This is a genomic window from Paenibacillus amylolyticus, assembly GCF_047302515.1.
GTDB classification, from domain to species: Bacteria; Bacillota; Bacilli; order Paenibacillales; family Paenibacillaceae; genus Paenibacillus; species Paenibacillus amylolyticus_G.
Genome location: NZ_CP168019.1, coordinates 6,428,051 through 6,454,688 on the forward strand (window position 1 = coordinate 6,428,051; position 26,638 = coordinate 6,454,688).

Sequence of the window (26,638 nt, forward strand, 5' to 3'; positions counted from 1 at the left end):
CTTTTAGATCAGTTCGACAAAAAGCTTTTGGCGTCGCTTCATGAATAAAGAGTGTGCATTAATCTTAACCGCATCGCTATATGATGCGGTTTTGTTTAGATTATAGAATTTATACGTTACAACTAAAACACGAATGTACATCCTTGATAGTGTTTCGATCAGAAGCTTCATCTGGGCTCTTACACGGCGGCCGCTCGAAGATGGGTGGAGCATTGTTTAGCCTATCGGCAGGAGCGAGATATACAGGGATAATAACAGCTATTTATAGCTCAAATAGACAGCTGAATTCAATAAGCAGAATGGCTCTAATCTTTCTTTTACCTAATGAGTCTTTGGTCGTGAAGTTGGCGATCCGATTCTGAATTAAAGGTTTTCAGATGAAAATGTGGAATGAATAAAAAGACAGAATCATTATGCGAGGGAGGGACATCATGATGAGAACCGTATGTGTAACGGGAGCTGCTCGGGGATTGGGATTGGCTTTGACAGCACAGATGCTGAAGAGAGGGTATCTCGTGTATGCGGCCGGTCTGGACGTGGAGGATTCCGAGGGGATTCGTATGCTTGCAGAAGGATATCCGGACCATCTGCGCGCCATCGAATTGGATATCGCGGACGACCTGTCGGTAGCTCTGTTCACGGAGACATTGAAGCTGGATACGAATCATTTGGATATGCTGATCAATAATGCGGCTATACTAGGAAGTATTACGGATCATATCCGCGGGCCGTTGAATATGGCGGAGATGGCTGAAGTATTTAATGTGAACACCTTAGGTACACTGCGTGTGACTCATTCCCTGTTACCCCTCCTTCTTCAAGGACAGGTCAAGCTGATTGTTGATATCTCTTCCGAGGCTGGAAGTATAGAGCAATGCAGTCGGGATGGGTGGTATGCCTATTGTATGTCCAAAGCTGCTTTGAACATGCAGGCCCGTCTTGTGCACAATGGTCTGAAGGATGAAGGCGGACAAGTGATGCTTGTGCATCCCGGTTGGGTACAGAGTTATATGAGGGGCGAATTGGATGTTGCTGCGGATCTCACGCCCGAGCAATCTGCACAGCATATCGCAGTACTTATCGACCGCCATGAACAGTTTAAAGGAGATCAGCCCGCATATGTGGACTACAAGGGAGAGAAGCTCCCCTGGTAGTTGGTTTTATACAGTGAGGTGAACAAGAAAGGAGATTAATTGAATGGATCATCGTAAAAAAGCATTATTACTTGGCGATTATACACATCCGGATTGGCACCCGCTTCAGGGGGTGGATGCGGAGATTAGCCGAATTTTCCATGATACTATGACTGTGCAGTGCAGTGAGAATCGGAATATGTTGCTGCAAGAAAATATAACCGGGTTTGATGTATGTATCTCATACATGGACGATTGGAAGGGTAAAGTCTCTCCACAGCAGACAGCAGGTTTGTTGTCCTATGTAAGTAATGGGGGTGGACTGGTCATTATACATAACGGCATTTCGCTCCAAAATCGTTATGAGCTCAAACAGATGATCGGTGCCAAGTTCCTGCATCATCCGGCGTATGCACCGCTTGAATTCACTGTAACGGCGGAAAGCCATCCCGTGACGGAGGGCATTTCGAATTTCACAATGGAAGAAGAGCCTTATCAGTTCGAATTTGGTTCTTTTGCCGAAACGAAAATATTGCTTGAATATCAATCCGAAGAAGGACCAAAGCCTGCGGTTTGGGCTCATCGATATGGTGTTGGGCGTATTGTTTATCTGATGCCGGGGCACCATGTACCATCTTTTGCACACGAAACGTACCGCAAGTTACTGCTGCAAGCAGGCAAATGGGCTGCACGTTACGTCTGATCGGACTGACATTTTTGCATGCAGAGTATAAGGGGTATAATATAGAGATCAACGAAGAGGAGGATGACAAAAATGAGCGATTTGTTCAAAAAGGCGATCTCGTTAGGGCTTGGTCTTACTGTCGTAAGCAAAGAAAAAATTGAGAAAACCGTGGATGATTTGGTCAAGCGCGGGGAACTTGCGCCCGGTGAATCCAAAGCTTTGGTTGAACGCCTGCTGGAACGGGGCGATGAAGAGCAAGGCCAGTTCAAGAGAGTGATTCAGGAACAGGTCAAGCGTGTGCTTCAGGAAGCTGGTGTAGCATCCGAAAGTGATGTAACCAGTCTGGAACAGCGCGTTGCCGTTCTGGAGAAAAAACTTGCCGAACTGGGCCACTCACCACAGCTTCAACCTGATGAATCCCCAGCTCCACTTGAAGTTCCTCCTCCTCTCAAAGGAAACGAGATCGAGTAGATGGCAGTGCGAATCAAACATGTCGGCAGATACCGTGAAATTGCCATGGCGCTAGTGCGTCATGGCTTCGGTTATATGGTCGAGGAGCTGGGTTTGTTCCAGCTGCTGGCTCTGCCCAGACGGTGGATGTCGCGTGAAGCACACACCACCAAAACGCTGAGTGAACGCATCAGGCTTGTGCTGCAGGAGCTGGGGCCAGCTTTCGTCAAGCTGGGGCAACTCGCAAGTACAAGGGCAGATCTATTGCCTGAGTCTGTCATTCGTGAGCTGGTGAAGTTACAGGATCAGGTCCCGCCGTTCTCTTCCGAGACGGCACGGGGTATTTTGGAACAGGAATTGGATACACCGCTGGAGGAGATCTTTTCCCGGTTCGAGGATACCCCTGTAGCTGCGGCCAGCATTGGACAGGTGCATCTGGGCAAACTTCAAAGCGGTGAGTCGGTAGCCATCAAGATTCAGCGGCCGGGCATATCGCGTATTGTGCAGCGTGACCTGGATATTTTGCGTGAGCTGACAGCCATGGCTGAGAAGCGCTGGGACTGGGTGAAGCAATATCAGATTCCGCAAATGGTAGAAGAATACGCTCAGGCATTGATGGCCGAGCTGGATTATACGGTCGAAGGCCGGAATACGGAAAAGATTGCACAGCAATACCAACAGGACAAAAAGGTGAAAATCCCGACAATTTACTGGGATCAGACTTCGTCCCGTGTGCTCACTATGGAGTATATCGAAGGTATCAAGCTCAATGATCGTGAAGAACTGGTCAGACGCGGTCATGATCTGAACAATATTGCCGAGCGGCTGGTGGATTCATTATTAAATCAGATTTTTATTCAGGGTTTCTTTCACGCTGACCCACATCCGGGCAATCTAATGGTATTGAAGGATGGACGTCTTGCTTTTATAGACTTCGGTATGGTGGGCAGTCTGAGTGATGAGATGAAACAACAACTCGCTTCGCTTATTATTGGATTAATGCGCAAAGATACAGACAGTATGATCCGGGCGATTGAGAAGCTCGGCATGATGCCTGATGACATGGATTTGCGCGGGCTTCATGTGGATTTGGACAAGTTGCGTACCAAATATTATGATATTCCCTTTTCCAAGATTAGTGTGGGTCAGGCGTTAAATGATTTGTTCGGCGTAGCCCAGAGGCACCGGGTTGTCATGCCTGCTGATATTCTGCTGCTAGGTAAGTCGTTACTAACGATGGAAGGTGTAATCGAACATCTCGATCCTTCCCTGAGCATTGTAGATATGGCTGAACCCTTTGGCCGGAAGCTGATTAAGGAACGTTTTAGCGCCGGAAGAATCAAGAATCGGTTGTTCCGCAGTGCGGCCGATATGGCCGAGAGTGTCATTGGTCTGCCAGGGCAGTTAAGGCAATTATCATCCATTATTAGCAAAGGCAAGCTGAGGCTGGAGATTAGTGTCCCTGAACTGGATGCACTCATGCGCAGAATGGACCAGATCAGCAATCGGCTGTCTTTCAGTATTGTGTTACTTGCCTTCTGTATCATTATGGTGGGCCTGATTATCGGTTCGTCGATCAGTCATCAGTCCACGATGCTGTGGGATATTCCGGTCATTGAGATTGGTTTCCTAGTGGCGATTCTGATGGTGGCTTTCCTGCTCTATTCGATATTCAAATCGGGAAGGTTCTAGCAACAGCATTACACCACAAGAATACCCGTAAAGAGACTTTCTTCAAAGGATCTTTGCGGTTATTTTTTGTGAATAGAGAATTGGTGAGTAAATTATAGAAAGATTAAGATAATAGAAGAAAAGGTTCTGTTTTTTCGCCTTAACTGTATTAGTACATATCCGGTCCTGTGACTATAATAATAGGTCAGTACATTAACGGACCCGGTTTTTCTGAGAGGGGAAAACCTATGGGCGTCAGGATCAGCTCCTGATGTCGCACGAGTAAGACAACTGAGGCAGTAATGGAACACCAGCGGTACACACTGGAACGGAAAAGACATGAGTGCATATTAACCTGTCAAGGCCATATGGATGGTAAATAATGATGCAACTCAGGGATGAGCATAGGTGAATGACGCGGAGAGGAATCCGTTGTTTTGTGCTGTCTTGGGTAGTTGGTTAGTGTGAACGGCTTCCGTTACTCATCAGCAGGATTGTCCATTATAAGGAATACACGTAGGAGGAACGGCAAGAACATATGAATACTTTAAAACAACAATGGTTTGGCAACATTCGCGGAGACGTGCTGGCAGGCATTACGGTAGCGCTGGCGTTAATTCCGGAAGCCATTGCGTTCTCCATCATTGCAGGTGTTGATCCGATGGTCGGATTATACGCTTCGATTACGATTGCGATTGTGATCTCGATTGCTGGTGGAAGACCAGGCATGATCTCGGCGGCAACAGGTGCCATGGCGGTACTGATGGTTGGACTCGTCAAGGATTATGGCGTGGAATATCTTTTTGCAGCGACGATTTTGACGGGCATTATCCAGTTTCTACTGGGTATATTTAAGGTTGGACGGTTTATTACGTTTGTGCCTCATTCGGTACTGACCGGATTCGTTAACGCACTGGCTATACTCATCTTTATGGCGCAGTTAACCCACTTCACGGGAGCGAACTGGATTATGTATGCGATGGTAGCGGGCACGCTGGCGATCGTTTATATTTTGCCACGGTTTTTCAAAGGCATTCCAGCTCCACTGATTGCAATCGTCGTGATGACGATTCTTACCGTGGTGTTCCATCTGGACGTAAGAACGGTAGGCAATATGGGAAATATAACGAGCACTCTGCCGATGTTCCACTTGCCAAATATTGCGTGGACCTGGGACACGCTGATGATTCTGCTGCCCTATTCATTCACCATGGCACTGGTTGGTTTGCTGGAATCTCTGCTGACCGCAACCATCGTGGATGAGATGACCGAGACCAAGAGCAGCAAGAACCGTGAAGTGCGTGGTCAGGGTATCGCGAATTTCGTGAACGGTTTGTTTGGCGGCATGGGCGGCTGTGCGATGATTGGGCAGTCGGTCATTAATGTGAAGTCTGGCGGACGTGGAAGATTATCTACGTTTACTGCGGGTGCGTTTCTCGCGATCCTGTTGTTGCTGTTTAGCGGTGTGGTGAAACAGGTACCGATGGGGGCACTCGTTGGTGTGATGTTTATGGTGTGTATCGGAACATTCGACTGGAGTTCTATCAAAAATATAACTCGCGTGCCGCGCGCGGAAGCCTTTGTCATGATCGTGACGGTGGCAATTGTGGTCTATACCCACGATCTGTCGATCGGGGTTATGGTCGGCGTTGTGCTCAGTGTGCTGCATTTTGGCTGGAAACAGACCAAGATTCGCGTACAGGCGAGCCAGGAACAAGGGCAGAAAGTATATCGGGTTCACGGACCATTCTTCTTTGGCTCTTCGTCCCGCTTTGTAGATGAGTTCGATGCAGAGGCCGATCCGAAGGAAATCACGATTGATTTCGGAGGTTCACATATCTGGGATAACACTGCGGTTGTGGCTATCGGCAAATTGAAGTTCAAATACGCGAAGCTAGGCAAAACCGTGCACCTGCGCGGGTTGAACGAGGAGAGCACTCGCATTCTTGAACGGAGTGGGTTTGCTACAGCTGGAGGGCACGGTTCGTAACTTGGTTGCAACGAAGGTTGTTGTCCAAAGGTGCAATGTCTGACTATAGTTACGCGGACAAGGTGAAAAATGAACGGTTTAGTAAATCTGGAATTAAGGATCTAAACAAGTAATAAAGTTATGAAGGCAACTGTCCTAAAGTAGTGTTGAGCAGACATGCGACAGCCCTATGTAGTAGATAACATAAAAAGATACTTTCTATCAGCGGCGCACTCTTTCCCAATGTAAGTCGGGGAGAGGGCGTCGTTGTTTTTTTTATTAGAGTGTGTGGTGTGTACAGTGAAGAAGAGAACAGAAAAAGAACGAAGAAGAAGAAGTAGTAGTTCTAGTAGAAGTTGTAGTTGGAGTAGCAGTTGTAGTAGTAGTTCTAGTAGAAGTATAGGTAGTGCTTGTTGTTCCTAGTTCTAGTATTTGAAGTTGGTGTTCTGGTTCTAGTATATGTTGTTATTGCTGTAGCTGATGTTACTGTGTTGATGCTTGTGTCCTTCCCTATGTGTAAACTCTAACGAACCTGACACGTCTTATATGGAGTTATTTCATGTTTTCGTTATTCTAACGAATCTCAGACATCTTATTTTGCTGATTCCACCCATATTGAAGCCGTTTCGCGGGTATTTTCGAGTAATAAGGTGACTGGAGTTCGTTAGAAAATTCAAACGGCTCTAATTGGCGTAATAGGGTGTTCTGGATTCGTTAGAATTAGTGGTACGTGAGAGGTTCAGCGTAAGAGTTATTTTCGAACCGCGAGAAATCTTGAATCCTGATCTCAATGTACAGAGTTATGTAAGGTAACTTTCAATTCCTGAAACTTTTGCAAATGCAAAATAGCTTCCTTTTGATCTGTTTTTAGGATGACCTTCACAACAATTTATAGAATCATAGCAGCTATCTCAATCTCAACGATATCACTAAACTATCTTGGGTTATGAACATAACGATCCATTACATCCTTCTCAAGGAGTAACATTAGACAGTGTACCTACAATATCCTCCGCCTGATCACGTGCAGTCAAATTCTCAACCAATTCACATAGTCAGAGTCATACTTCGAGCTAGCGCTTTAGGTTGTTCCACTCATCATCATTTTCAGAGGGACTTCTGTAGTTACTCTCTCTCATAACCAACCTCAAACTCACTTGGTCGATACAAGTTACGCTGATCTTGGAATTTTGTGCTACAAGTTGGGGGTGTAACGCTGTATCCCCTTTTGTTTTGCTTGACTAACGTGTAAACTACAGGGTATGGAGAAGAAGAGCAACGAGTGGATTGCTTTTTAAAAAATTCATTTCATAATCATGATTGATATAAGGAAAACTAGTCTTGATGGCAGATACTGATACTAAGGTCATTATGAAATGGACTTATCTAAATGAATATACAGAGGTGTAACGATTGGCAAACTTTGAACAACTGGGCATTCGCCCGGAATGGTGCGAGATCCTGAAACATCAGGGCATCGCCGTGCCGACTCCGGTACAGGAGCGTTCGATTCCGGTACTGCTGGGTGGACGCGATATTATCGCCGAGGCACAGACAGGAACAGGGAAAACGCTGGCATTTTTGCTGCCGATTATTCAGAAAATTAACGTATCCGACCGTTCGCCACAAGCGCTGATTATTGCGCCTACGCGTGAGCTTGCGCTGCAAATTACGGAAGAGGCGAAGAAGCTCACGGCAAACGACGATAAACTGCACGTGCTTGCCGTATACGGCGGGCAGGATGTGGACAAGCAACTGCGTAAATTGCAGAACGGTACCCAGATCGTTATTGGTACACCGGGTCGTCTGCTGGATCACCTGCGCCGTGGCACGTTGAAGCTGGATAATGTGAAAAAACTGGTGCTGGATGAAGCCGACCAAATGTTGCACATGGGCTTCCTGGACGATGTGGAGACGATTCTTAGCGAGCTACCACATAAACGTCAGACAATGCTGTTCTCAGCAACGATGCCTAAGGGCATTCGCAACCTGGCGAAGACCTACATGAAAGATCCGGAAGATGTAAAAGTATCTTCCCAATCTGTTATCCCGATCAAACAAATTCGCCAGCAAGTGCTGGAATGTACGGATCGTGGTAAATTAGAAGCGCTTCGCGGCATGATTGATACGTATCGCCCATACTTGGCGATTATTTTCTGCCGGACCAAGCGTCGTGCATCCAAGCTGAACCAAGATCTGCGTGAAGCAGGTTATGCAAGTGATGAACTTCATGGAGATCTGTCCCAATCCAAGCGTGAGAACGTAATGAAAGCGTTCCGCGATGCCAAACTGCAAGTGCTGGTTGCTACAGATGTAGCTGCACGTGGACTTGATGTTGAAGGCGTTACGCATGTATTTAACTACGATATGCCGCATGATGCGGAAAGTTATATTCACCGGATTGGTCGTACGGGCCGTGCAGGCGGTACAGGTCTTGCTGTAACGTTTGCAACAGAGCATGACAGACCGGAACTTGCACGTATTGAACAAGGTATTGACCAGAAGCTGTCCCGTATCCAGTGGACAAGCGAAGGTCCAATTGCTTCAACTGGAGCAGCTAGACGTTCCATCAACAGTCAAGGGGATGACGAACGTTCAGGTGGACGCTCTTCCGGAACAGGCAGTGCCCGTCGCGGTGCAGGCCGTAACGATCGTAGAGATGGCGGACGTGGTTCCCGCGGCGGCGAAGGTGGACGCAGTGGTGGTCGTAGCGGTGGCCGCAGTGGTGACGAGCGCAGCGCAGGGCGTGGTTCCGCGCGCAGCAGCGACAGCAGTCGCGGTGCAGCTGGCCAAGGCGGCCGCGCAGCTAGCAGCGGCTGGGCTGGCCGTAGTGCCGACAAGCGCACCTCCGGGCGCAGTAGCGAAGGCTCTCGCCGTCCGGAATCCGCAGGACGCGGACCGGCGAAGGGCGACCGTCGCGATTCTCGTCGCGGACGGTAAAGCCTTGGCGCAAGCGGCGATACAGCCGCAATTGCGCAGGCACCATGCCATGCCACAGGGATTGGCATGGCACATATGAGAGGATTCGGGTACAGATGTACCGAACCCTCAGATCAAGGGTCGCGACGGAACCACGTCGCGGCCCTTTTTCAACAGGACAGATGATCATTTCCGCTTATTCTTTTTGTCATCTGCGAGTGCTTGTTGGCGCGCCTGCTTGATCCATGGAAGATGCCATTTAGGTATTCCCCATCTAGTTTTTCTTTTTTTTCGTGTACTGCGTATAGCACTTGGCAGACTGCCATAAAATTCAAAACACCTCATCCTAGACCTAAGGATGGGGTGTTTTTGGATTAATTCTTATATCATTAGAAGCATAACCTTCGATCTGTGGTGCTGACGCGCATGCAGGGGTGGATGAAATTACATTCGTCTATATACAGGGATTGAGTTTGCACTAAACTACGTTTTTCTTTCTCAATATATCAACCCTACAGCTGAACATCTGCGTATTGATCCCGATATTTCTCGTTATACACCCGACCTACCGACTCTGCCAATCCCCCTCGTGCCTTGCTCGGATAGCGTTCAATCGTGTGATAAAGTCTCATGAATCGATCCTTGGGCATAAAGCGGGCGTAGCGGGTAATAAGACTAGGGAATAACTCAATATATTTGCTCTTGCGCACAGCAGCAGCAGCTACGGCTGTAAGTATCTGAATTCCATTGTGGAGCTGTAAAATGTTCACTTCATAGGTAGCGATATAACGAATCGCATCTTCACGGATCAAATCCGGCTTAAGCCGAGCAATCTCACCGATATATTCAGCGAGCAGCCGTTCAAAGCTGCGTAACAGCAAGGGCTTGAGCTGCAGATCCATATCACTGCGCAGGACAAAGGATTGTAACAACGCAACCTGTTGCAGCCGAATCCGGTCATTGTAGACGAGTGAGCCGATCTCGCGGAGCATCTCATAGGCGAGGGCTTCATCCTGCTTTCGTGCTTCGGCGACCAGAGCCCAGTTGCGGTTAATACCCTGGCGGATGAGTTCCTCATCCTGTTGCAACGTGCGCTTCAACTCGCGCTGCTGCTCTACCTCGAATGAACGTTTCTGCATGAAGATCAGTAAGGCCAGAAGCAGCAGGGAAACGCTGGCTGCCGCCATGGTCTGATCTATGGTTTCACCGAAATAGGTAGCAGCTGCACCGAACAATATTGTAATGAACAGGTCGCGTGCAATCCGGCGTTTTACACGGGAAGTTGCCTTCGCTTGAACGGAATTGAGGGTACCCCGGCCACAAGCCGTGCACTCATCTTCCCACAGGCAGGTGTACTGTCCACAACGTGAGCAGACTTGCAACTTTTCATAGGCATAGGTCGTTCGTTGAAATGGTTTTATAGATACAACTAGTTTAGTACTCATGCTCAATCACGCTCACCATTCAGAATAGTGTAGAGGGTACGATCCGTGTCTTCGCGGGAAATTGGTTTCCGCCGATGAAGCTGGAGTGCAAAACCCTTTATGATGACAAAAAGAAACAATATGGCGAGGCATCCGTATGTAACCATAATCCGTTCCCTTCTATGGCTTGGTGAACAAGCGCTGTTATATTGCAGTTTGCTGGCAATAACTATATCATATTTCCATAGTTGGTACTTTTGTGCCAGTTCAAGGCATGAAATCGTCGATTTTTGTCAGTCATTACAAAACTGTAACTCAAGATAGGGGTGCTTTTCAGAATTTGTTAGTAGACTGTTAAGATTTCCTTAAGGCTTGACGCCTATAATAAACTATTCCCATTTTAATCTCAAACGTGAAGGAGTACACCCAATGCTGCGGACACGCAAAATACGCTGGCTTAGTGGAACGATGGTTCTACTGGCAATTCTAACGCTACTGTTACCTCAAGCGTTGCTGCCACAAGCTGCAGCGGCTCAGGCACAGACAAGCGGAATCGATGCGGTACTTGTAGCCGATGTAAGTAACTCAATGAATACAAGTGACCGTGACAAGATCAGTAATGAAGCCATGAAAATGTTTATTGATATGCTGCCCGTCCAGGGGGACAAGGTAGGAATTGTAGCTTATACCGATCAGGTGGAGCGGGAAAAGGCTATGCTGGAGATTCAGTCCGATGCGGACAAGAGCAGCCTGAAAGATTTTATTGATCAGCTCGGCCGGGGGCCATATACCGATGTCTCAGTTGGTGTCGCCGAAGCCGTGAACATACTGAATCATGGTGCAGACCCATCCCACTCGCCAATGATCGTGTTGCTGGCGGATGGCAACAATGACTTTAACAAAACCAAAGGTCGTACACAGGCACAATCTGATGCTGACTTGACGAAAGCCGTGAAGGAAGCACAAGATCAGGGTATTCCGGTGTATACGATTGGACTGAACGCGGATGGCAAGCTGAACAAGGATGCACTCGCAGACCTGGCTCAGCAGACTGGAGGTAAATCATTCATTACCGATACGCCGGATGATCTGCCACAGATTCTGAGTGAGATCTTCGCCGATCATGCCAAACTGAATGTGGTGAAGCTGCCCTCTGTAACGGGAAACGGCAGTTATCAGGAAGTTACCGTGAACGTGCCGAACGACAGTGTATTGGAAGCAAATATTTCGATCATGTCCTCGAAGCCGGTGGAAGTGCAATTGACGGACCCTTCCGGACAAGCCGTGGATCTGAACGCGGATGCAGCCAAGCTCTCGACGTCGAAGAGTTATTCACTCGTGAAGCTGTTGAAACCCCAAGAAGGTGACTGGAAACTTCGGGTAAAAGGGGCTCCGAAAGACAGCATCGATATCAACCTGTTGTTCAACTATGATCTTCAGCTCGTTGTGGACCCAATTAAGACCAAGTCCTATACCAAAGGGGACAAGGTTGATCTTGCAGCCAAACTGGAGAATGGCGGTCAGCCACTTCAGGATAATGATCTGTATACAGATATGAAGGCCACGCTGGTTGTGAAAGATGTGGATACAGGCAAAAGTGAGGAACACTCGCTGAAAAACACAGGTTCTGGTTTTGCCGGAACGTTTGAAGTACCGGACAATCATAACTATGAATTGGTCATTCGTGCAGAAGAAGATAGCTTCTACCGTGAAAGTGCGCCAATAACGATCAACGCGAGCGGAGCAGCAGGAAGCGGAACTCAACCAACAACTTCAGGGGGAGAACAGGACAAGCCGTTTCCTTGGTTACCTGTCATTTTGGGTGTTGTAGCCCTGATTGTGGTCGGTGTTGGTGCATGGTTCCTGTTGGGCTGGCTGAAACGCAAAAACCGGGGATTTGTAGGCCAGATGGTTGTGGAGGTTCGTGATGAGAACACGGGAGACAAGTCCTATCCACAATATAAAAAGCTGGTATCCTTCCGCGGCAGATTCCATCTGCATCAGTTGTTGCAACTGGACCCTGAGCTGAAGGAAACCGAAAAATATGTATTTACGCCCAGCAATGGGGATCGAATTATCATCCGTAACACCGCAGGCGGTACGTTGGAGAAATCCGGTCGTGCAGTCGATGCAAGCTCAGGCGTTGAACTGAAGAACGGTGACCGACTGAGCATCCCGCTGCAACAGGCGGACAAGACCATTTTAATTGAGTATCTGGTGTAAGTTGATTGTTTGGTTAAAAAGGAATGCAAATTTAAGTTGGATATAATTGTTTACACGAGAACGGAGAGGACAGAGAAAACCTGAAGAAGCGAAGCGTTCGCCTAAAAGCTTTCTGAAAGAAAGCTGCATCGGAAGCATACGCTATCCCCGGATGTTCACCTTTAAAAAATAAATCAAAAAATCAGGGGATAACAGCGATCGGAAGGTTACTCTGTCATCGGAGTGGCAAGTGTAATGAGTTTGTGCCCAACTGGTCTAACTAAAGGGAGGACAACGAATGAAACCGATTGTTAGAGAACATATTCAGCAACTGGATGTATCACTTGGCGGAGGTATTGTCAGTGAGAAGATCAGAGTTGATACGATTGATAACCCCATTCTGATTATTGGTCTGGGAGGAACGGGAATTGATGCGTTGCTGCGTCTCAAATATCAGATCAACCGTCGTTTCAAGCTGCCACAGGACCCGGTATCCAAGAAAAAAATGGACAAGCCGGACAATGTGGAGTTTCTGGCTTTTGAGACGAACGAACAGGATCGTGCCAAAAAGTATAAAGGGATCGGACTTGATCCGATCAATGAATTCGTGCTGCTGTCCAATGCCGAGATTGGCGGACTGCTGCAGAACCGCAGCGTGCTGGAGCCATATATTACAGACTGGCTGTCTCCGGAACTGAGCATCACGGACGGCATGAACGGCGCCGCAGGGGTGCGTCAGGCTGGACGTCTGCTCCTGTTCACCAAGATTAATCAGGTCGTGCAGGCCATCGACAAAAAGATCAAAACCTTATCCGTAGGCACCAACAAAAAACTGATGGTGTTCCTGCTGACAGGTCTGTCCGGCGGTACAGGCAGCGGCTGTTTCCTCGATATTTCCTATATCGTGCGCGGTATTATCGAACGGGATCACGGCTCTGCCGGGATTGACCGCGTCAATACGCTTGGATACCTGTTCACGCCAGACGTGAACCTGTCCAACAAAAGCTTGAGCGAACACACTCGCGAATACATTCGCAAGAATGGATATGCTGCGCTCAAAGAGCTGGATTATTGGATGAACGTGGATAGCCGCGGTGAGCGATTCACACAGAAGTACGGCAATATTTTAACCGTTAACTCACCACTGCCACCATTTAACCTGTGTCATCTGATCTCAGCGACGAATACCGAAGGAAAATTGCTTGAGAACGCCTACGATTACTGCATGAACGTCACGGCCGAGAACATTACCAACTTCATGGCAAGTGAGGAGAAGCAGTCGGGTGAGGAGTTTGCGATCCATGACTATATCAGCAACATTCGCACCAACATTGCACAGATGAACAAGGTGTACCCGGCGAACTATGATTACAACATCATCGGTGCATCTTCGGCTGTACTGCCGATTGAAGAGATGACCACGTATCTGGCGTATCGCATGTTCGACAAAATGAACACCATGTTCTCCAAAGCACCTAACCAGGAGGATACCGAGAAGTTTGCCCGCAAGCTGGGCATTGATCTCGAAAGTGTGGTCAAGTCCTTTGAAGCGCGCGTGCCAGAGCCGCTGCCTGGGTATCAGAACAGTGAGCGTTTATCCTATGGCAACGTGGTGAAATCACAGGTTGTGAATATGGACACCGAACTGGAGCAGAACTTCCTGGCTCGTGCCCGTGAAGAATATATCAAGGCGAAGAAACAACTGCCGGGTGAGATTGCTGGTCAGTTCACCGAACAGATCCGGCGTATGTTTTTGCATCCCGAACAAGGTCCGTTTTATGTCTCTCGTCTGATTTATACGGAAAAAGGTTTCTGTGTACTGAAGATGATTCAGTCGTACATCGAAACGCTGCGTGAGAATGCCTTCCGCATTCCGCGTGATATTGAAGCAGCTCAGGAGCAGTCCGAAGAGAAGCTGGGCGATGCGAAGAGTGCTTTTGTCTCCAAAGAGAAGAAAAAGAATGCTTATATTGAAGCGAAAATTCATGAGTACTGGCTGCACGCCGACGTGGAACGCAACGATCAGATGATTGAGTTCTATGAAGATCTGTATGAGTTGCTGAACCAGGAAAACAGCCGCATTTATAACGTATTTACCGAAACGCTGAATGCCCTTAGCTCAATATTCACGAAGAATGGTGACCTGCTGACACGTGGCGAAGAACAAGCCGATCACAAAGGCAACAAAACATATTACTGGAACGTTGTAAGTGTACCGGATATCGTCAGTGTGGTGGACGGGCTGTTGGATAAACGTGATACAGATGATCTGATCCGTGACTTCTCTCGTGAATTGCTGGAAAACTCCAGCCAGTGGGTGAAAGAAAACGAGATTGATATCGTCAGCTCCATCTCCGACTTCCTGAGTGAGAAATTCGGTGATCTGATTACCCGTTCCATGGAAGATTTCCTGGTGATCAAATATGGTCAGGATGAGTCAGTCGAGAAGTTCGTGGAACGTTTCATTGCTGGTAAGCTGGATGACGAGGCTGTTCCGGTGTTCAATCTGAGCAACAGTACAGGCAGTCTGCATTTCCCTTCATGGGGATTTGTATCGGTACCGGCACAGGCGCCAGGCATCTTGAAAGGGATTCGCAATTATCAGAACAATGCGGTGGGCAAATCTCATTTTACCGTTAAGGAAAGTGAAGTGCGTAACCGAATTTTCTGGCTGAATACCCGCAACGGGGTACCACTCTTTGTGTATACACCGCTCAAAGTATATGAGGAAAGTTATGAACGTACCATTTTGGACAAAGAAGGCATTGGTCGTCACTTGGTGCAAACGGAGAAAAACAACTGGACCTATCTGCCATCTCCGATTCCGGAGAAATCATGGGGAGATGTGTACGAGAACGCCCGTGTGAAGCAGTATAACGCCCGTGTGCGTAGCGAATTCGAGCAGGCGCTTGGATACAACATCGTGACAGCCAAATCCATTGATGAGAATACAAGTAACCGGTATGCGATTGTGACAACAGAAGCGTTTGATTTGTCCGCCAAACTGGGGGCCTACGACATGCGTCTGACGTCCACCACGCCGAACCTCGGCGAAGTGAAGCGGGCGGTGATTGAGCTGAAACGTCTGCAATCCGAAGGGTTGCCGCGTGTAGGAGTTAAGGATATTTTCGGCAGTATTAATGAAGATATGGCCAAAGAAAACCTGGTACGCTCTCCGCAGCTGATCGCACGTGTACGTGAGGAACTGGCGAAGATGAATGCCATCTCGGCCAAAGTCGCCGAACTCGAAGGCATTCTTGCCCAGTACCAAGACGAGGAGCAATGGTATGACCGCTTCATCGAAGCGTTATATACCGACACCATCGTCAAAAAAGGTGCGCTCTACGTTTATGACCGTGACCCGGAAGAAGATGCATGGGAGCCGTTCGCAAACCTGATGAAGAGCCGTAACTTTGCCGAGTATGAAGTGTTTGGGAACTTCCGCGGCCTGGCGGAGAAGGATCGCAGTACATTGCTGCGCAAAGCCTCCCGCCGCGATAACGATCTCACGGCTTCAGAGGATATCACCCCACTGCTGACAAAGCTGGATGATCTGGCTGCGCTGTTCATGGAATCACGTGATCGTCTCGAATACGAGCGGGTAGAACTGGCTAACGGTGAAGACATCTATCAGTTCTACAGAACGATGTCGTCCAAGCTGAACGACATTCGCAGAAGGCTGAAGTAAGATGGCGGCCGGGATGGAGTTCAATTCGAACAATACCCTGAAGCGTGATCTGGAGAAGTATGCAGCACAGTATGCAATAGAGCAGGAGCGTCAAGGCAGCCTGGGTGATGGACGCAGCAGTATCCATTACCCGGCGCTGTTCCTGTTTGTGGGTGATCTGGTTGCACCCGCAGTGTCTGCTGTGCAGGAGATCAATCGGCTGAAATGGGATAACGGAGACGGTGTGGTCTACGTTCAGATTGGTACAGAAGATCAGGAAGCGGGTTCGGGTGAAACGAGGACTGGTGGCTCGTCCGATGACGGTCAGGTGACTCTTCACCGCTTGCCTCTGTCCGCTGGGCAGACGGAGCGACCGTCCAAAACACGGCGTAAGGATGTACATCGCACTTTCCACGAATCGGATCAGGCGCTATTTGATCTGAATCGTACGCTTCGGCGGGTCAGTAACCGAATTGCCGAATATGGACGGTTGTACTCGTCATTTGATCGGATTTACGTTACGGTGGTAACCAGAGCGGATGATCCGTTGAATGTATTGTTGCCAGAGCTCACCAAGCTGACGGAGACCATTTTGTCCCAAGCCTTCAAGTCGGTGCAGACGGATCTGCATGTATTGGTCAGCGAGATGGAACAGGTGGATTCCTTCGGGTATGCCAGCGCAGCAGGCCTCGCTTTTCTGCGGGAACTGGATTATATGCAGTCCTTGGACTACACGTTCAGCGGTAATCTGCTGGTGACGGAGGATGGGATCTCCATTCCCGTTACACATCACGCGTCACCGTTGTTTGATCTGGTATATCTGTTGTCCGACAAAAATGAGCGTGGAACCGGCGTTCCCGGTGGCTGGATCGAAAATGCCGAGATCATCTGCCGCATTTGCCTGCTGAAGAACAGAAAGCAGGATGTGGATCACTCGGGTAGCGTTTCAAGCACGGGAGCGAACACGTACAACAATACATCCTTTAAAAACAATATTCGTACCACCTCTGATCAGCATGGTTATGCCAGCGCGGGTTTTGCCGAGATTAGGCGGCCAAACAAGCCGATTGCACTGGCGGTGTTATATCACATGTATCGGTATCTGCTCGCACGCATGCGGCAGGAGCCGGACTGGAGCATTAAGGACAAGCTCGCTTTCTTTGGACTGGACGCGGCATCGGTGGAACGCAAAGTCGAAGGCCTGCTGCCCGATGAAGATCTGGTTAGTGGCATGAGCGGCATCATGACGCATAACGTTAGTTTCTCTGATCTGAAGCCGCTCTCACTTCGTGAAGCGGAGAGAGCGTTATTTGGACAAGGAGCCGAAGCGTACTTCCGCGATAACGTTGTCCGTCTTGTCGAAGAGCGTGTGCGCGAGCGCAGCTCTGGTGGCTCTCTGCGCCGTCAGGCTGAACAATCCCGCGCAGAGCATCCAGAGGTTGGTTACTTCCAGTGGGTGGCTTGGAGTGACAGTGAGCCTGGCAGTGTACGTGAAGCGCTGCTCGGACTGATTCGGGATAAATCGATGCAGCTTGAATCCGCACGTGCTCTGCTGGAGCAACGTCAGCAAGAGCGAGTGGAGGATCAGTCGTTCAAACGAGCGTTGTTCCGTGATAAACAGAATGTACGCAATCTGATTGACTGTATGCTGGAGCGAGTTTATGTACCGAAGGTAGAATTACTGCGACTGGAAAATGAATTACATCTGCTGCGCATCTACGATACGGAGATGGAAGAGCTTCAACGTTTCAGTCGCCACGTCACAGCAGCACTTGAAGCGATGGAACGCACACTTCGAGAGACAGCTGTCCAAAGTATCGCTGCTGCGGATGAATACATCGGTCAGAACGTGATGGAGTATTACGGCAAAGTAACGGAAGAGCTAATCATCGACCTGGAAGCCAAGCGCGGACGGAATGTATGGTTTGAGGACCGTTACATGGGAGACATGAACCGACTCGCCACAGAAGGTGATGATCGTCTGCTGAAACGTCTGATGGAGGTATGTCACTCGTTGCTGCTTACAGCCGAGCCGTTGCGATTGCCATTTGAAGAAGAGCTGTTGCAGCGGGCCAATGTAACGATTGCCTACGGAGACAGTGACGTATTGACCCGGGATGATCTGTTCCGCAGGTTGTACCACACGCTGGAGGATCAGGCGGTTGTTCGGGTACGGGTATTCGATTATACGCAGGAACATCGGTATGAAGAGAAGTATTTCTTTGGTGATCATCATAGTGCTTTCATGGACTATGCGGCACATGCCGAAGAGACGTCACGTATCTACAAGCTGGGTGTGGTGTACGAAGAACGCAGTAGTGGCGTAGAGAAGCTGAATCTGATGGGCGGTTTCCATCTGGAGGATCTCATGGTGTATCGGAACGGCAAGGTATATTATGACTCGTACACGGAGAATGGCTATGAACTTCACCCCGCCGGTCTGGTGGAGAAGTTTTCACCCATTCGTTAAGACGTCTGGCGGTGTCCTATACTCAGCACCAATCTTGTATTAACTCAGCCTGTTTACGGCTGGTATGGAAAGGATGCATGTAGACATGCAGCGAAAAATTAATCTTCTCCTGGTCCTGTTTAGCCTGATTGGCGGGGCAGTGGGCTTTGCGGCAGGAGAAATCATGCTGCGTCAATGGCTTGGGGAGATGCCACGTCTGTTGCTGATGGGATTATACTTTGGTGTACTGGCGCTGAGCGTTGGATTGTTCTGTTTGATCGCAGAGATGATCTCACCCAAGCTGAATGGTGCTTCATGGAAGCTCCGGTATCTGGGACTGTCGTGGAAATTGCTTGTTCCGGCAACACTGGCTCTGTTGTTTGTTGTTGGGCTCGCCCTGCAATTGTTGTATCAGATCAATCCGGGCGGTGTGAAGCAAGTGAAAGACATCGTACTGATGATCGACAACTCGGGCAGCATGAGCGAGACAGATCCGAATAACGGACGCTTTGAAGCCGCCAAGACACTGATTAGCCAAATGGAGAGTGACAAACAGGTAGCTGTCATTACGTTTGATGACCAACCGCAGTTGTTGCAGCCTTTTATTGCGCTGGATAGTGAAGCGGCCAAGAATGAGGTTTATGGCAAAATCGATGGCATTGTTACAACTTCGGGCGGCACCAATTTTGATGCCGTGCTGCGGGAAGGCATGGAACAGATTCAGGGCAAACAGGACCCGAAACGCGGTACCGTCGTCATCTTGTTATCCGATGGCTTCAGTGAAGCGGACACGACCGATATTTTGTCCCAATATAACAACGAACAGATTTCCATTAATACAGTTGGCCTAAGTCTGGTGGACCCATCAGGTACGGATCTGCTGCGTAATATTGCCCAGCAAACGGGTGGCATGTACTATGATGTACCGGATTCCGGTGGTCTGAATCTGGCATTCCAGCAGATCTACGATACGATTGATGAACGGACGCTTGTGACGGAGCGTACAGGCATGATGGAGCATAGCGTTTATCTGGCGATTTTCCGTGTAGCAGCCGTGTTACTGATTGGAGTAGCATTGGGTGTGTCACTCGGACTTGTGTTTGATAACCGTCATCTCGCGCTCAGCTTTGGTATTGGTGGTGCGGTGTCGGGTCTACTGGCAGGGCTTCTGCTGGAGTGGGGACTCGACGGTTCGAACGTGGGTGATACATTCGTACGTCTTGGTGCGATGCTCATTTTGTCTGGCGTATTGACCCTCTTCTCCTGGATTGTTCCGATTAAGGAGAACACGCCGCGGAAGAGCAGGGGTCGTCGTGAAGCTGGCGGCGGAACTTCTTCTGCCGAAGGGTTTGGTCAGAGACCAAGAGATACACGCAGCAAAGGATTCTAACGTCGGGAGGTCAATGGAAATGCGGTTTACGGATGCAGACCCTTCGACACCCTTGATTCGAAAACTGACACTTGCGGTGGACGAAGGACGTTGTACACTTCGCTGGCTCTGGCCGGAACGGGTAGAAGCTGTGTATGTGGAACGGCTGGAGCTGGATATGATGAGCGATGATCGTACCGGGGAAGAGCCTGCACAGGGCAAGCTGAAGCTGTACACGAGAGAGGAATATAAGGCGAGCAATGGTTACACGGATCGGATCACAGGTTTTGGTGCCATCAAGTACACAGTGTATGTGTGTCAGATGGAGGAAGAGGGACCTGTACTGATCCGTCAACGAGACGAGGACAACATGGTGATTGCAAGCACAGGGAAGGCGGATATCCGCTTTTCCATTCGCTACAAGAGCGGTTTTTTTCAGAAACGAAAAAGTGTATTGATCACCGTCACAGCGGAAGTACCTGTTCCAAAGGAAGCCCTCTGTTATGTTCGCAAACAGGGCGGAGTTCCGCTGAATAAGGAAGATGGTACGGTGTATCCTTTTGTGAGTGATTTTGCTCCCGGAAGAAATGAGATGCCGCCCGTTGAAGTTGCCAAGGATGATTATGTGCGATTATTCTTCACGGACGGACCGAAATATGGAGCCGCCTATCGGCTTATATCAGACTAGATAGTTGGACTAGCGATTGGAAGGTTACTCTGTCATCGTAGTGCAAGTGTAAATCACCTTAGTCTGACTGATCAGGGGAGGGGAGTGGCTATGAGCTTTTTTAGTCGGTTTTTGAAGAGACAACAGCCGGAGGAACGTCCGCTGTTTTACGATATTGTATGCCCTTATTGTTTCAGCAAGTTTTCACCGGAAGAGGTGGTGTTCCGCGCTGCCCATCACCGCGATGATGATGAGGACTACGCACTCGGGGAAGATGCGAAGTTGAATCGGTATCGTGAAAGGTTCGGACTTGATACGGTATTTGATATGGAGGCCGTATTGGCTCCGCATGATGTACCGGAGGAACATCGGATTTATTCCGATAACATCGTGATGGGTCTTAACGATCGGTATGGTGTCGTTACACGCCGCCGGTTGTGCCCGCAGTGTCACAATGAGCTACCTGTTACAGCAGGTAAAGCACCTAGCAATATCATTTCTATTATCGGTGCATCCCAGGTGGGAAAATCCGTCTACATGACTTCACTAATTCATACATTGCAGCATTATACGGCCGATCATTTTGACGCGGCTTGCATGCCATTGAATGCGGAGATCAGCCGCCGGTTCCGTGCGGATTATGAAGAACCGTTGTTTGAACGAGGCGACCTGCTGGATTCCACACAGAAGGAAAAGTTGCAGGAGCCGTTTATCTTCCAATTTGTGTTCAAGGACGAAGATAAAGCGCCGCTGACACTGGTTTTCTTCGACGTTGCGGGTGAAGGTATGGTGGAGCAGGATTATCTCGGACTTCACGGGCAGCACATCAAGAACTCGGCAGGTATCCTGTTCATGGTGGACCCGCTTCAGATTCGTTCGATTCGGGACAAAATCCGCATTAATCTCGGCAACGAGCCGGGAGAGTGGACACCACGATACGATGAGCCACGTGACGTGGTACTGACGATGTTCGGAGATTTTATCGCGTATCAGGACAAAGCCAAAACGAATATTCCAACAGCTGTTGTGCTTACGAAAAGCGACATGCTGCATTCCCTCAAGGATGAAGAGGGGGATTATATCAAATCCAACAGTAATGTCTTCCGCAACATGGTGCACCGCGATTGGTTCGACTTAACCGAGTTTGAGAATATCGATGGGGAGATCCGGCGTTTTATCGAGAAAGTGGATCGTCCGTTCAAGGGCACGATGGATGTGTACTTCAAAGATACAGCCTATTTCGCAGTCTCTGCGCTGGGCAGCAATCCGGTGGATATGAAATTGCAGGGTGTGGTTAGTCCGATTCGCGTGGATGAACCCTTCTTATGGCTATTGTACAAGCTGAAGTACATTGAGGGGAGAGTGGGATGATGCGTTCTTCCGTAACCCCGCCCATTGAACAACAGCTGTATACCCGAGAGCGGCGCGGGGTGTTTCGCACAACAGAGGGGTTTGATACGGTTGCGGCATCGCCGGGACTGGACCCTTCTTTTATCAAAAAAGTGCTTCACCCCTACTGTGTCTATGACGCTCCAGCGGAGTTAACAGGCCGTAGCGAGAAGGACGAGACGAAGTTTCCAGCTTCCATTCACCTGCTTCATCTGGAGAGTGGAGAGACGATTCTTGGGCAAAATGTGTACCAATCTGCAGATTTCACCGGGCTGCGAAGTGCCTTTTTTGCACATAATTACGTCTTGTCTCCCGAACGCTCGGAAGAGCAGATGAAACAAGGCGGCTGGCTGGATGCCGTGTTCGCCACGTCATATGACATCGAACAAGGTACAGTTCTGCCAGCACTTGCTGAATTGCCTATATCACCTAGGAGCGGACAGGGTGGGGCGACCGATGCTGGCGTAGGATCACCAACCCAAGTGCTGAGCGCCTTGAAGATGAACGAAGTGCTGTTCAAGCGCCTGCTCTATGCGGTAATGCAGTCAGTAGCGACACGCAGAAAAGTATACATTTCGCTGGACCTTCCCGCAGAGGAAGTGACCGCAGGGGCCAAAGGATTGTTACGTTTGCTGTACACGGCTTTACCATACGCATTCCGGCGGCAGCTGGGATTCATGACGTTTGCCAAGGAGCCACAGGCCAAGAAGGGCATCCACGTCCAGTTTGTAGAGCGGGGGACATTACGTCCGAAAGACCGGAATACGGAGAAGGATTTCACCTTTGATCTGGTATCCGGCAGAGTGACACATGCGGATGCATCTGTGGCGAAGTTACCTTATGCGGAATTCGCCTGGGCCTTATTGCAGGAACCTGGTGCAGCGGATGCGTTCTATACGTTTGCGGATGAAATGTTGTCCGGCATGGAACCTGGGCGGGAACTTTCCATTGAAGCATATGGCGAACTTGCGGTGTTCTATGGTCTTGAACAAGGCATGGAAGACCTGTATTTGGATAACAAAAGTCATGTCCTGAGTGGCTTGCTGACCTATTTGAAGCCGGATGGTGGATCGCAGCAACGTTCCCGTCTGAACGAGCTGTTCCTGACCTTGCTCAGCAGGGAACTGGACAGTGTGAAGCGTGAGAACGTACCCGAAGAAGACGTCGCAGCTTGCATTGGCGAATATTTCAGTGTTGCCGCGCCCGTGGTGCAATCCCGGATTGTGGACTATTTCATTTACGGTGTAAATAATGCCCGCGCCCAGAAGCGTATGCGTGCTGTGCAGGAATTGTATGCTGTGCTGGATCGGGATCCGCAGCTGAATCGAGCTTTCTTTGATAAAGTGCTGGCCAATGAATCGCTTACCAAGTTGTTGTTCGAGCCTTATCTGGACAATCAGCTGAAACGCACGGAATCAGCAGCGAACGTTGTGGAAGTGATCCGAAGATGGGTTACGTCCCATCCATCTGCGATCCACTACAGCTTCTTGCAGGAGCGGACAGCCAATGAGCTGCGTGAACGGTTATGTTCTGCGCCTAATCCGGTACAATCTGCGAATGAAGCACTCCAGCGGGTTAGCATACTCGATAGGGTATCTGTGGAAGGTACGTATGATACAGGCATTACGGCACGAATTGGTCAATCTGAAGCTACAGCCCGCCCTAATCGCAAAGGGGGATCTCCTTCTGCCAGTCAAGATCCGGCATATCAGGAGGAGTTAACCCGCCTTGCAGACAAGCTTGCTTATGTTATTAACCTGTTTATGATTCAGGATCTCGATCTGGATCGGGTTAACCGTGAACAGCTATTAAGCATTGATATTTTGCAGCATGGCAATGAGGTTCGGGATTGGGCGGCACGTCAGGGCTCTGATGTATCGGCTCGAACGAACATGATGCTGGCTGCGAGAGTGTGGCTTAGTGGCGAGGGGAATGAAGAAGAGGCATTGGAGGCACTTTCCCTGGCAGAACGCAATGAACTTCAACGCTGGACGCGTCGCTGGCTTGCCGGAGAGCTGCAGGCTCATCCGGGGATCGCGGCATATGAAGCTTTGCCGATGGCTTTTTATCGGGGAGGAAGCGGCAGCAATCGGTTGGATTATCCTGGCCTAATTGAATTCATCCGCACCAATGCAAGTCGTGCTGAAGGGCTGTATCCATTCTTCGAATGGTCAGGTGATCATCGAATGTTTGTCCGGGGTTCCAATGCGCATAAAGGATATGCGGATGCCATCGTGGCGTATTTCAAAGCCCATGACCGTGAAGCTTTTAAGTCGAAGTCAGCTTTCAAACCGTATTACGTGAGAGCCAGCAAGACAATGAAGCCGGTCTATGACCGTGCGAAGACGGAATTGTCCTCTCCACTGGTGCGGATGCTAACGGGTAGAAGGAAAAATCTGTACGGATTAATCCTCTTGATTCTGGTTCTTGGTATTGCTGGCGGTACATATGCATGGATGAAAGATTCTGTAGAACCGCCAGCGGCATCCCCTTCATCTACCCAGGAGCCTGTCATACCGGCTGAACCCGAGGTACAACTCGCGGAGCAGATTGCTTATATGATTCCTGCGAGTGAACAGGAGGGTACGGAATCACCTGCTCAACTGGTGATCCGTTTCAGGAACGATACGGGAAGCACTGAGTTTGAGCAAGGCAAACTTCAATTGACGATGAAGGATGGCAGTACTCAGGAGTTGGATACTACAGGCAAGTGGGAGAGTTTTAATCGGAATGAGGAACCAGATACCCAAGATACCTCCGATGGTGGCTCAGCTAGTACTTCCGAAGGAAGCACGGATGGCTCATCAGGGGGAAACGCGGGGAACACAGAGCAGACGGAGGATGGCGATCAACAGGCTGATCCTTCAACATCGGGTGATTCCACTTCAGATCCTGCTACCGATACAACAACGGATACAGGGACGAATGTATCGTCTAATGCTGCGAGTGGAGACACGGATCAAGGGACGGATGCAGATCAAGCTACAGGTTCGACATCACCTGACACATCTGTATCCAATGAAGAGGATGCGACTACTTCTTCACAGATGTCTATTGGAGCGGTGGATCGCCTCTATCCGTATGGATTGCAGATCGATCTTCCAGCGAATATGGATGCCGAGAGCATTGTCAGTGTGAAGAGTACGCAGGGCAATATGACAGTGATCCAATTGATGCCGCAGCCTAATTAAGCTGTAAATCATATTATTTGAGCGTGTAGCATAGATTCATTAAGTGTCTTTTGATCCAATAATTAAAAATGCTGGCTTCATACCATAACAAATGAGAGTATGTTAGATGACCTTGAACTTTAGATTTCAAGGTCATCTTTTTTTATTTGATATGGCGGATACAGCCATTGCATGAAAAAAACTCACACATTCACAATTCAGACACAAAATTTGCGATTCAAGAGTTTGAAAAACAGTGAGAAGTGATAAAGTGCCCGGAATGAATGAGAAAAGATCTCATGTGTACTTGGGAAAAGAGCGGGATTTCTGCTACAGAAAGACCAAATAAAGCACGAAAAGAGAAGAAAATTTGGTTTTTTATGTTGACAAATGATAATGATTATCAGTATCTTTAGTGTAGAAGATATTTGCGTCGGAAATACACAGAATTACAATTTCGTTTTTGTTGTCATAGCCGGATTACATAACCGGGATAAATGAGAGAGGGATGATCGCATGTTTCGTCTGGAGACGACCAAGCTGGATATCGCTTATGAGGAAAGACTAATTGTAGAGGATCTGAATATTCAGATTCCCCAAGGAAAAATTACAGCACTTGTTGGAGCCAATGGTTCAGGGAAGTCAACCATCCTGAAAACGATGGCACGTATTATGGCTCCAAAAGCAGGTAATGTATTGCTCGACGGGAAGTCCATCCATAAACAGTCCACGCGTGAAGTTGCCAAGCAACTTGCGATTTTGCCACAGAATCCAACAGCCCCTGAAGGTCTTACCGTTACTGAACTGGTATCGTATGGTCGCTTTCCTTATCAAAAAGGATTTGGCTCCATGCGTGCGGAAGACAAACGTATGATTGAATGGGCTATCGAAGTGACAGCCATGACTGAATTCCATGATCGTCCGATTGATCAACTGTCCGGTGGACAGCGTCAACGTGCCTGGATTGCCATGGCACTTGCACAAGAAACAGATATCCTTTTCCTGGACGAGCCGACTACGTTCCTGGATATGGCTCACCAGCTCGAAGTATTGCAATTACTGGAGCAACTGAATGCCACAGCCAACCGTACCATTGTTATGGTTGTGCATGACTTGAATCATGCTTCCCGCTACGCACATCACATGATTGGTATCAAAAAAGGTAACGCCATTGCTCATGGTTCACCTGTGGAAGTTATGAATTCGGATGTGCTTCGTGAAGTATTCAACATTGAAGCAGATATCGTGATTGATCCGCGTTCCGGTGTACCGCTCTGCTTGCCTTACGCTCTTGCAGGCGAACGCCAGCAATCGAAGACGCCAGAGCAGCTGGTCATGAACAGTGCGATGGTTCATGCTGGAGGACGGACAGAACCACGTGTTCAAGCGACAGGAAGTTAATAAATTGGGCTATATGTGGTCCTTACATTATAGAATGAAGCCGCTGTGCGCTATTGCACGCGGCTCTTTGGCA

Annotated in this window: 15 protein-coding genes; 14 read left to right on the forward strand and 1 reads right to left on the reverse strand. The window is 48.9% G+C overall.

Going from position 1 to position 26,638, the window contains the following annotated elements:
- The first annotated feature begins 431 nt into the window (after window positions 1-431).
- The 6 genes from ACDJ59_RS28245 (at window position 432) to ACDJ59_RS28270 (ending at window position 8,848) form a co-directional block, all read left to right on the forward strand.
- A complete protein-coding gene (locus tag ACDJ59_RS28245; RefSeq protein ID WP_235193706.1) occupies window positions 432-1,154 on the forward strand; it encodes an SDR family oxidoreductase in 723 nt (240 codons plus the stop codon).
- A gap of 43 nt (window positions 1,155-1,197) precedes the next feature.
- Window positions 1,198-1,836, forward strand: a complete 639-nt coding sequence (locus ACDJ59_RS28250) for a ThuA domain-containing protein (protein ID WP_036667831.1) — start codon at window positions 1,198-1,200, stop codon at window positions 1,834-1,836.
- A 72-nt stretch (window positions 1,837-1,908) separates the two neighbouring features.
- Window positions 1,909-2,289: a phasin family protein gene (locus tag ACDJ59_RS28255; protein WP_036612779.1), complete on the forward strand. Its 381-nt coding sequence runs from the start codon at window positions 1,909-1,911 to the stop codon at window positions 2,287-2,289.
- Window positions 2,290-3,960 carry an ABC1 kinase family protein gene (locus ACDJ59_RS28260; protein ID WP_413406953.1) on the forward strand — a complete coding sequence of 557 codons (1,671 nt, stop codon included), beginning with the start codon at window positions 2,290-2,292 and terminating at the stop codon, window positions 3,958-3,960. It begins immediately after the preceding gene.
- 517 nt (window positions 3,961-4,477) lie between these two features.
- Window positions 4,478-5,929 (forward strand): SulP family inorganic anion transporter, encoded by a 1,452-nt coding sequence (locus ACDJ59_RS28265; RefSeq protein ID WP_413406954.1) that lies wholly within the window; start codon window positions 4,478-4,480, stop codon window positions 5,927-5,929.
- A 1,392-nt stretch (window positions 5,930-7,321) separates the two neighbouring features.
- Window positions 7,322-8,848 (forward strand): DEAD/DEAH box helicase, encoded by a 1,527-nt coding sequence (locus tag ACDJ59_RS28270; protein ID WP_413406955.1) that lies wholly within the window; start codon window positions 7,322-7,324, stop codon window positions 8,846-8,848.
- 491 nt (window positions 8,849-9,339) lie between these two features.
- On the opposite strand, the gene ACDJ59_RS28275 is transcribed toward ACDJ59_RS28270, so the two are convergent.
- Complete coding sequence (locus ACDJ59_RS28275; RefSeq protein ID WP_413406956.1) at window positions 9,340-10,272, reverse strand: hypothetical protein; 933 nt, start codon at window positions 10,270-10,272, stop codon at window positions 9,340-9,342.
- Window positions 10,273-10,680: 408 nt separating this feature from the next.
- On the opposite strand from ACDJ59_RS28275, the gene ACDJ59_RS28280 reads away from it, so the two are divergent.
- The 8 genes from ACDJ59_RS28280 to ACDJ59_RS28315 all read left to right on the forward strand — a co-directional run bounded on the left by ACDJ59_RS28280 (window position 10,681) and on the right by ACDJ59_RS28315 (window position 26,565).
- Entirely contained in the window at window positions 10,681-12,474 is a 1,794-nt protein-coding gene (locus tag ACDJ59_RS28280; RefSeq protein WP_413406957.1) for a vWA domain-containing protein, read from the forward strand.
- 277 nt (window positions 12,475-12,751) lie between these two features.
- A complete protein-coding gene (locus ACDJ59_RS28285) occupies window positions 12,752-16,141 on the forward strand; it encodes a tubulin-like doman-containing protein (protein WP_076319276.1) in 3,390 nt (1,129 codons plus the stop codon).
- Between the two features lies 1 nt (window position 16,142).
- Window positions 16,143-18,590: a transcription initiation factor TFIID gene (locus ACDJ59_RS28290; RefSeq protein WP_413406958.1), complete on the forward strand. Its 2,448-nt coding sequence runs from the start codon at window positions 16,143-16,145 to the stop codon at window positions 18,588-18,590.
- A gap of 85 nt (window positions 18,591-18,675) precedes the next feature.
- Complete coding sequence (locus ACDJ59_RS28295; protein WP_413406959.1) at window positions 18,676-19,959, forward strand: vWA domain-containing protein; 1,284 nt, start codon at window positions 18,676-18,678, stop codon at window positions 19,957-19,959.
- 19 nt (window positions 19,960-19,978) lie between these two features.
- Complete coding sequence (locus tag ACDJ59_RS28300; protein WP_413406960.1) at window positions 19,979-20,626, forward strand: beta-mannanase; 648 nt, start codon at window positions 19,979-19,981, stop codon at window positions 20,624-20,626.
- Window positions 20,627-20,716: 90 nt separating this feature from the next.
- A complete protein-coding gene (locus tag ACDJ59_RS28305) occupies window positions 20,717-21,976 on the forward strand; it encodes a TRAFAC clade GTPase domain-containing protein (protein WP_024632789.1) in 1,260 nt (419 codons plus the stop codon).
- Window positions 21,973-25,185, forward strand: a complete 3,213-nt coding sequence (locus ACDJ59_RS28310; RefSeq protein WP_413406961.1) for a hypothetical protein — start codon at window positions 21,973-21,975, stop codon at window positions 25,183-25,185. The genes ACDJ59_RS28305 and ACDJ59_RS28310 overlap by 4 nt, the downstream gene beginning before the upstream one ends.
- A 495-nt stretch (window positions 25,186-25,680) precedes the next feature.
- On the forward strand, window positions 25,681-26,565 hold the full coding sequence (locus tag ACDJ59_RS28315; protein ID WP_017691849.1) for an ABC transporter ATP-binding protein: 885 nt from the start codon (window positions 25,681-25,683) through the stop codon (window positions 26,563-26,565).
- Window positions 26,566-26,638 lie beyond the last annotated feature (73 nt).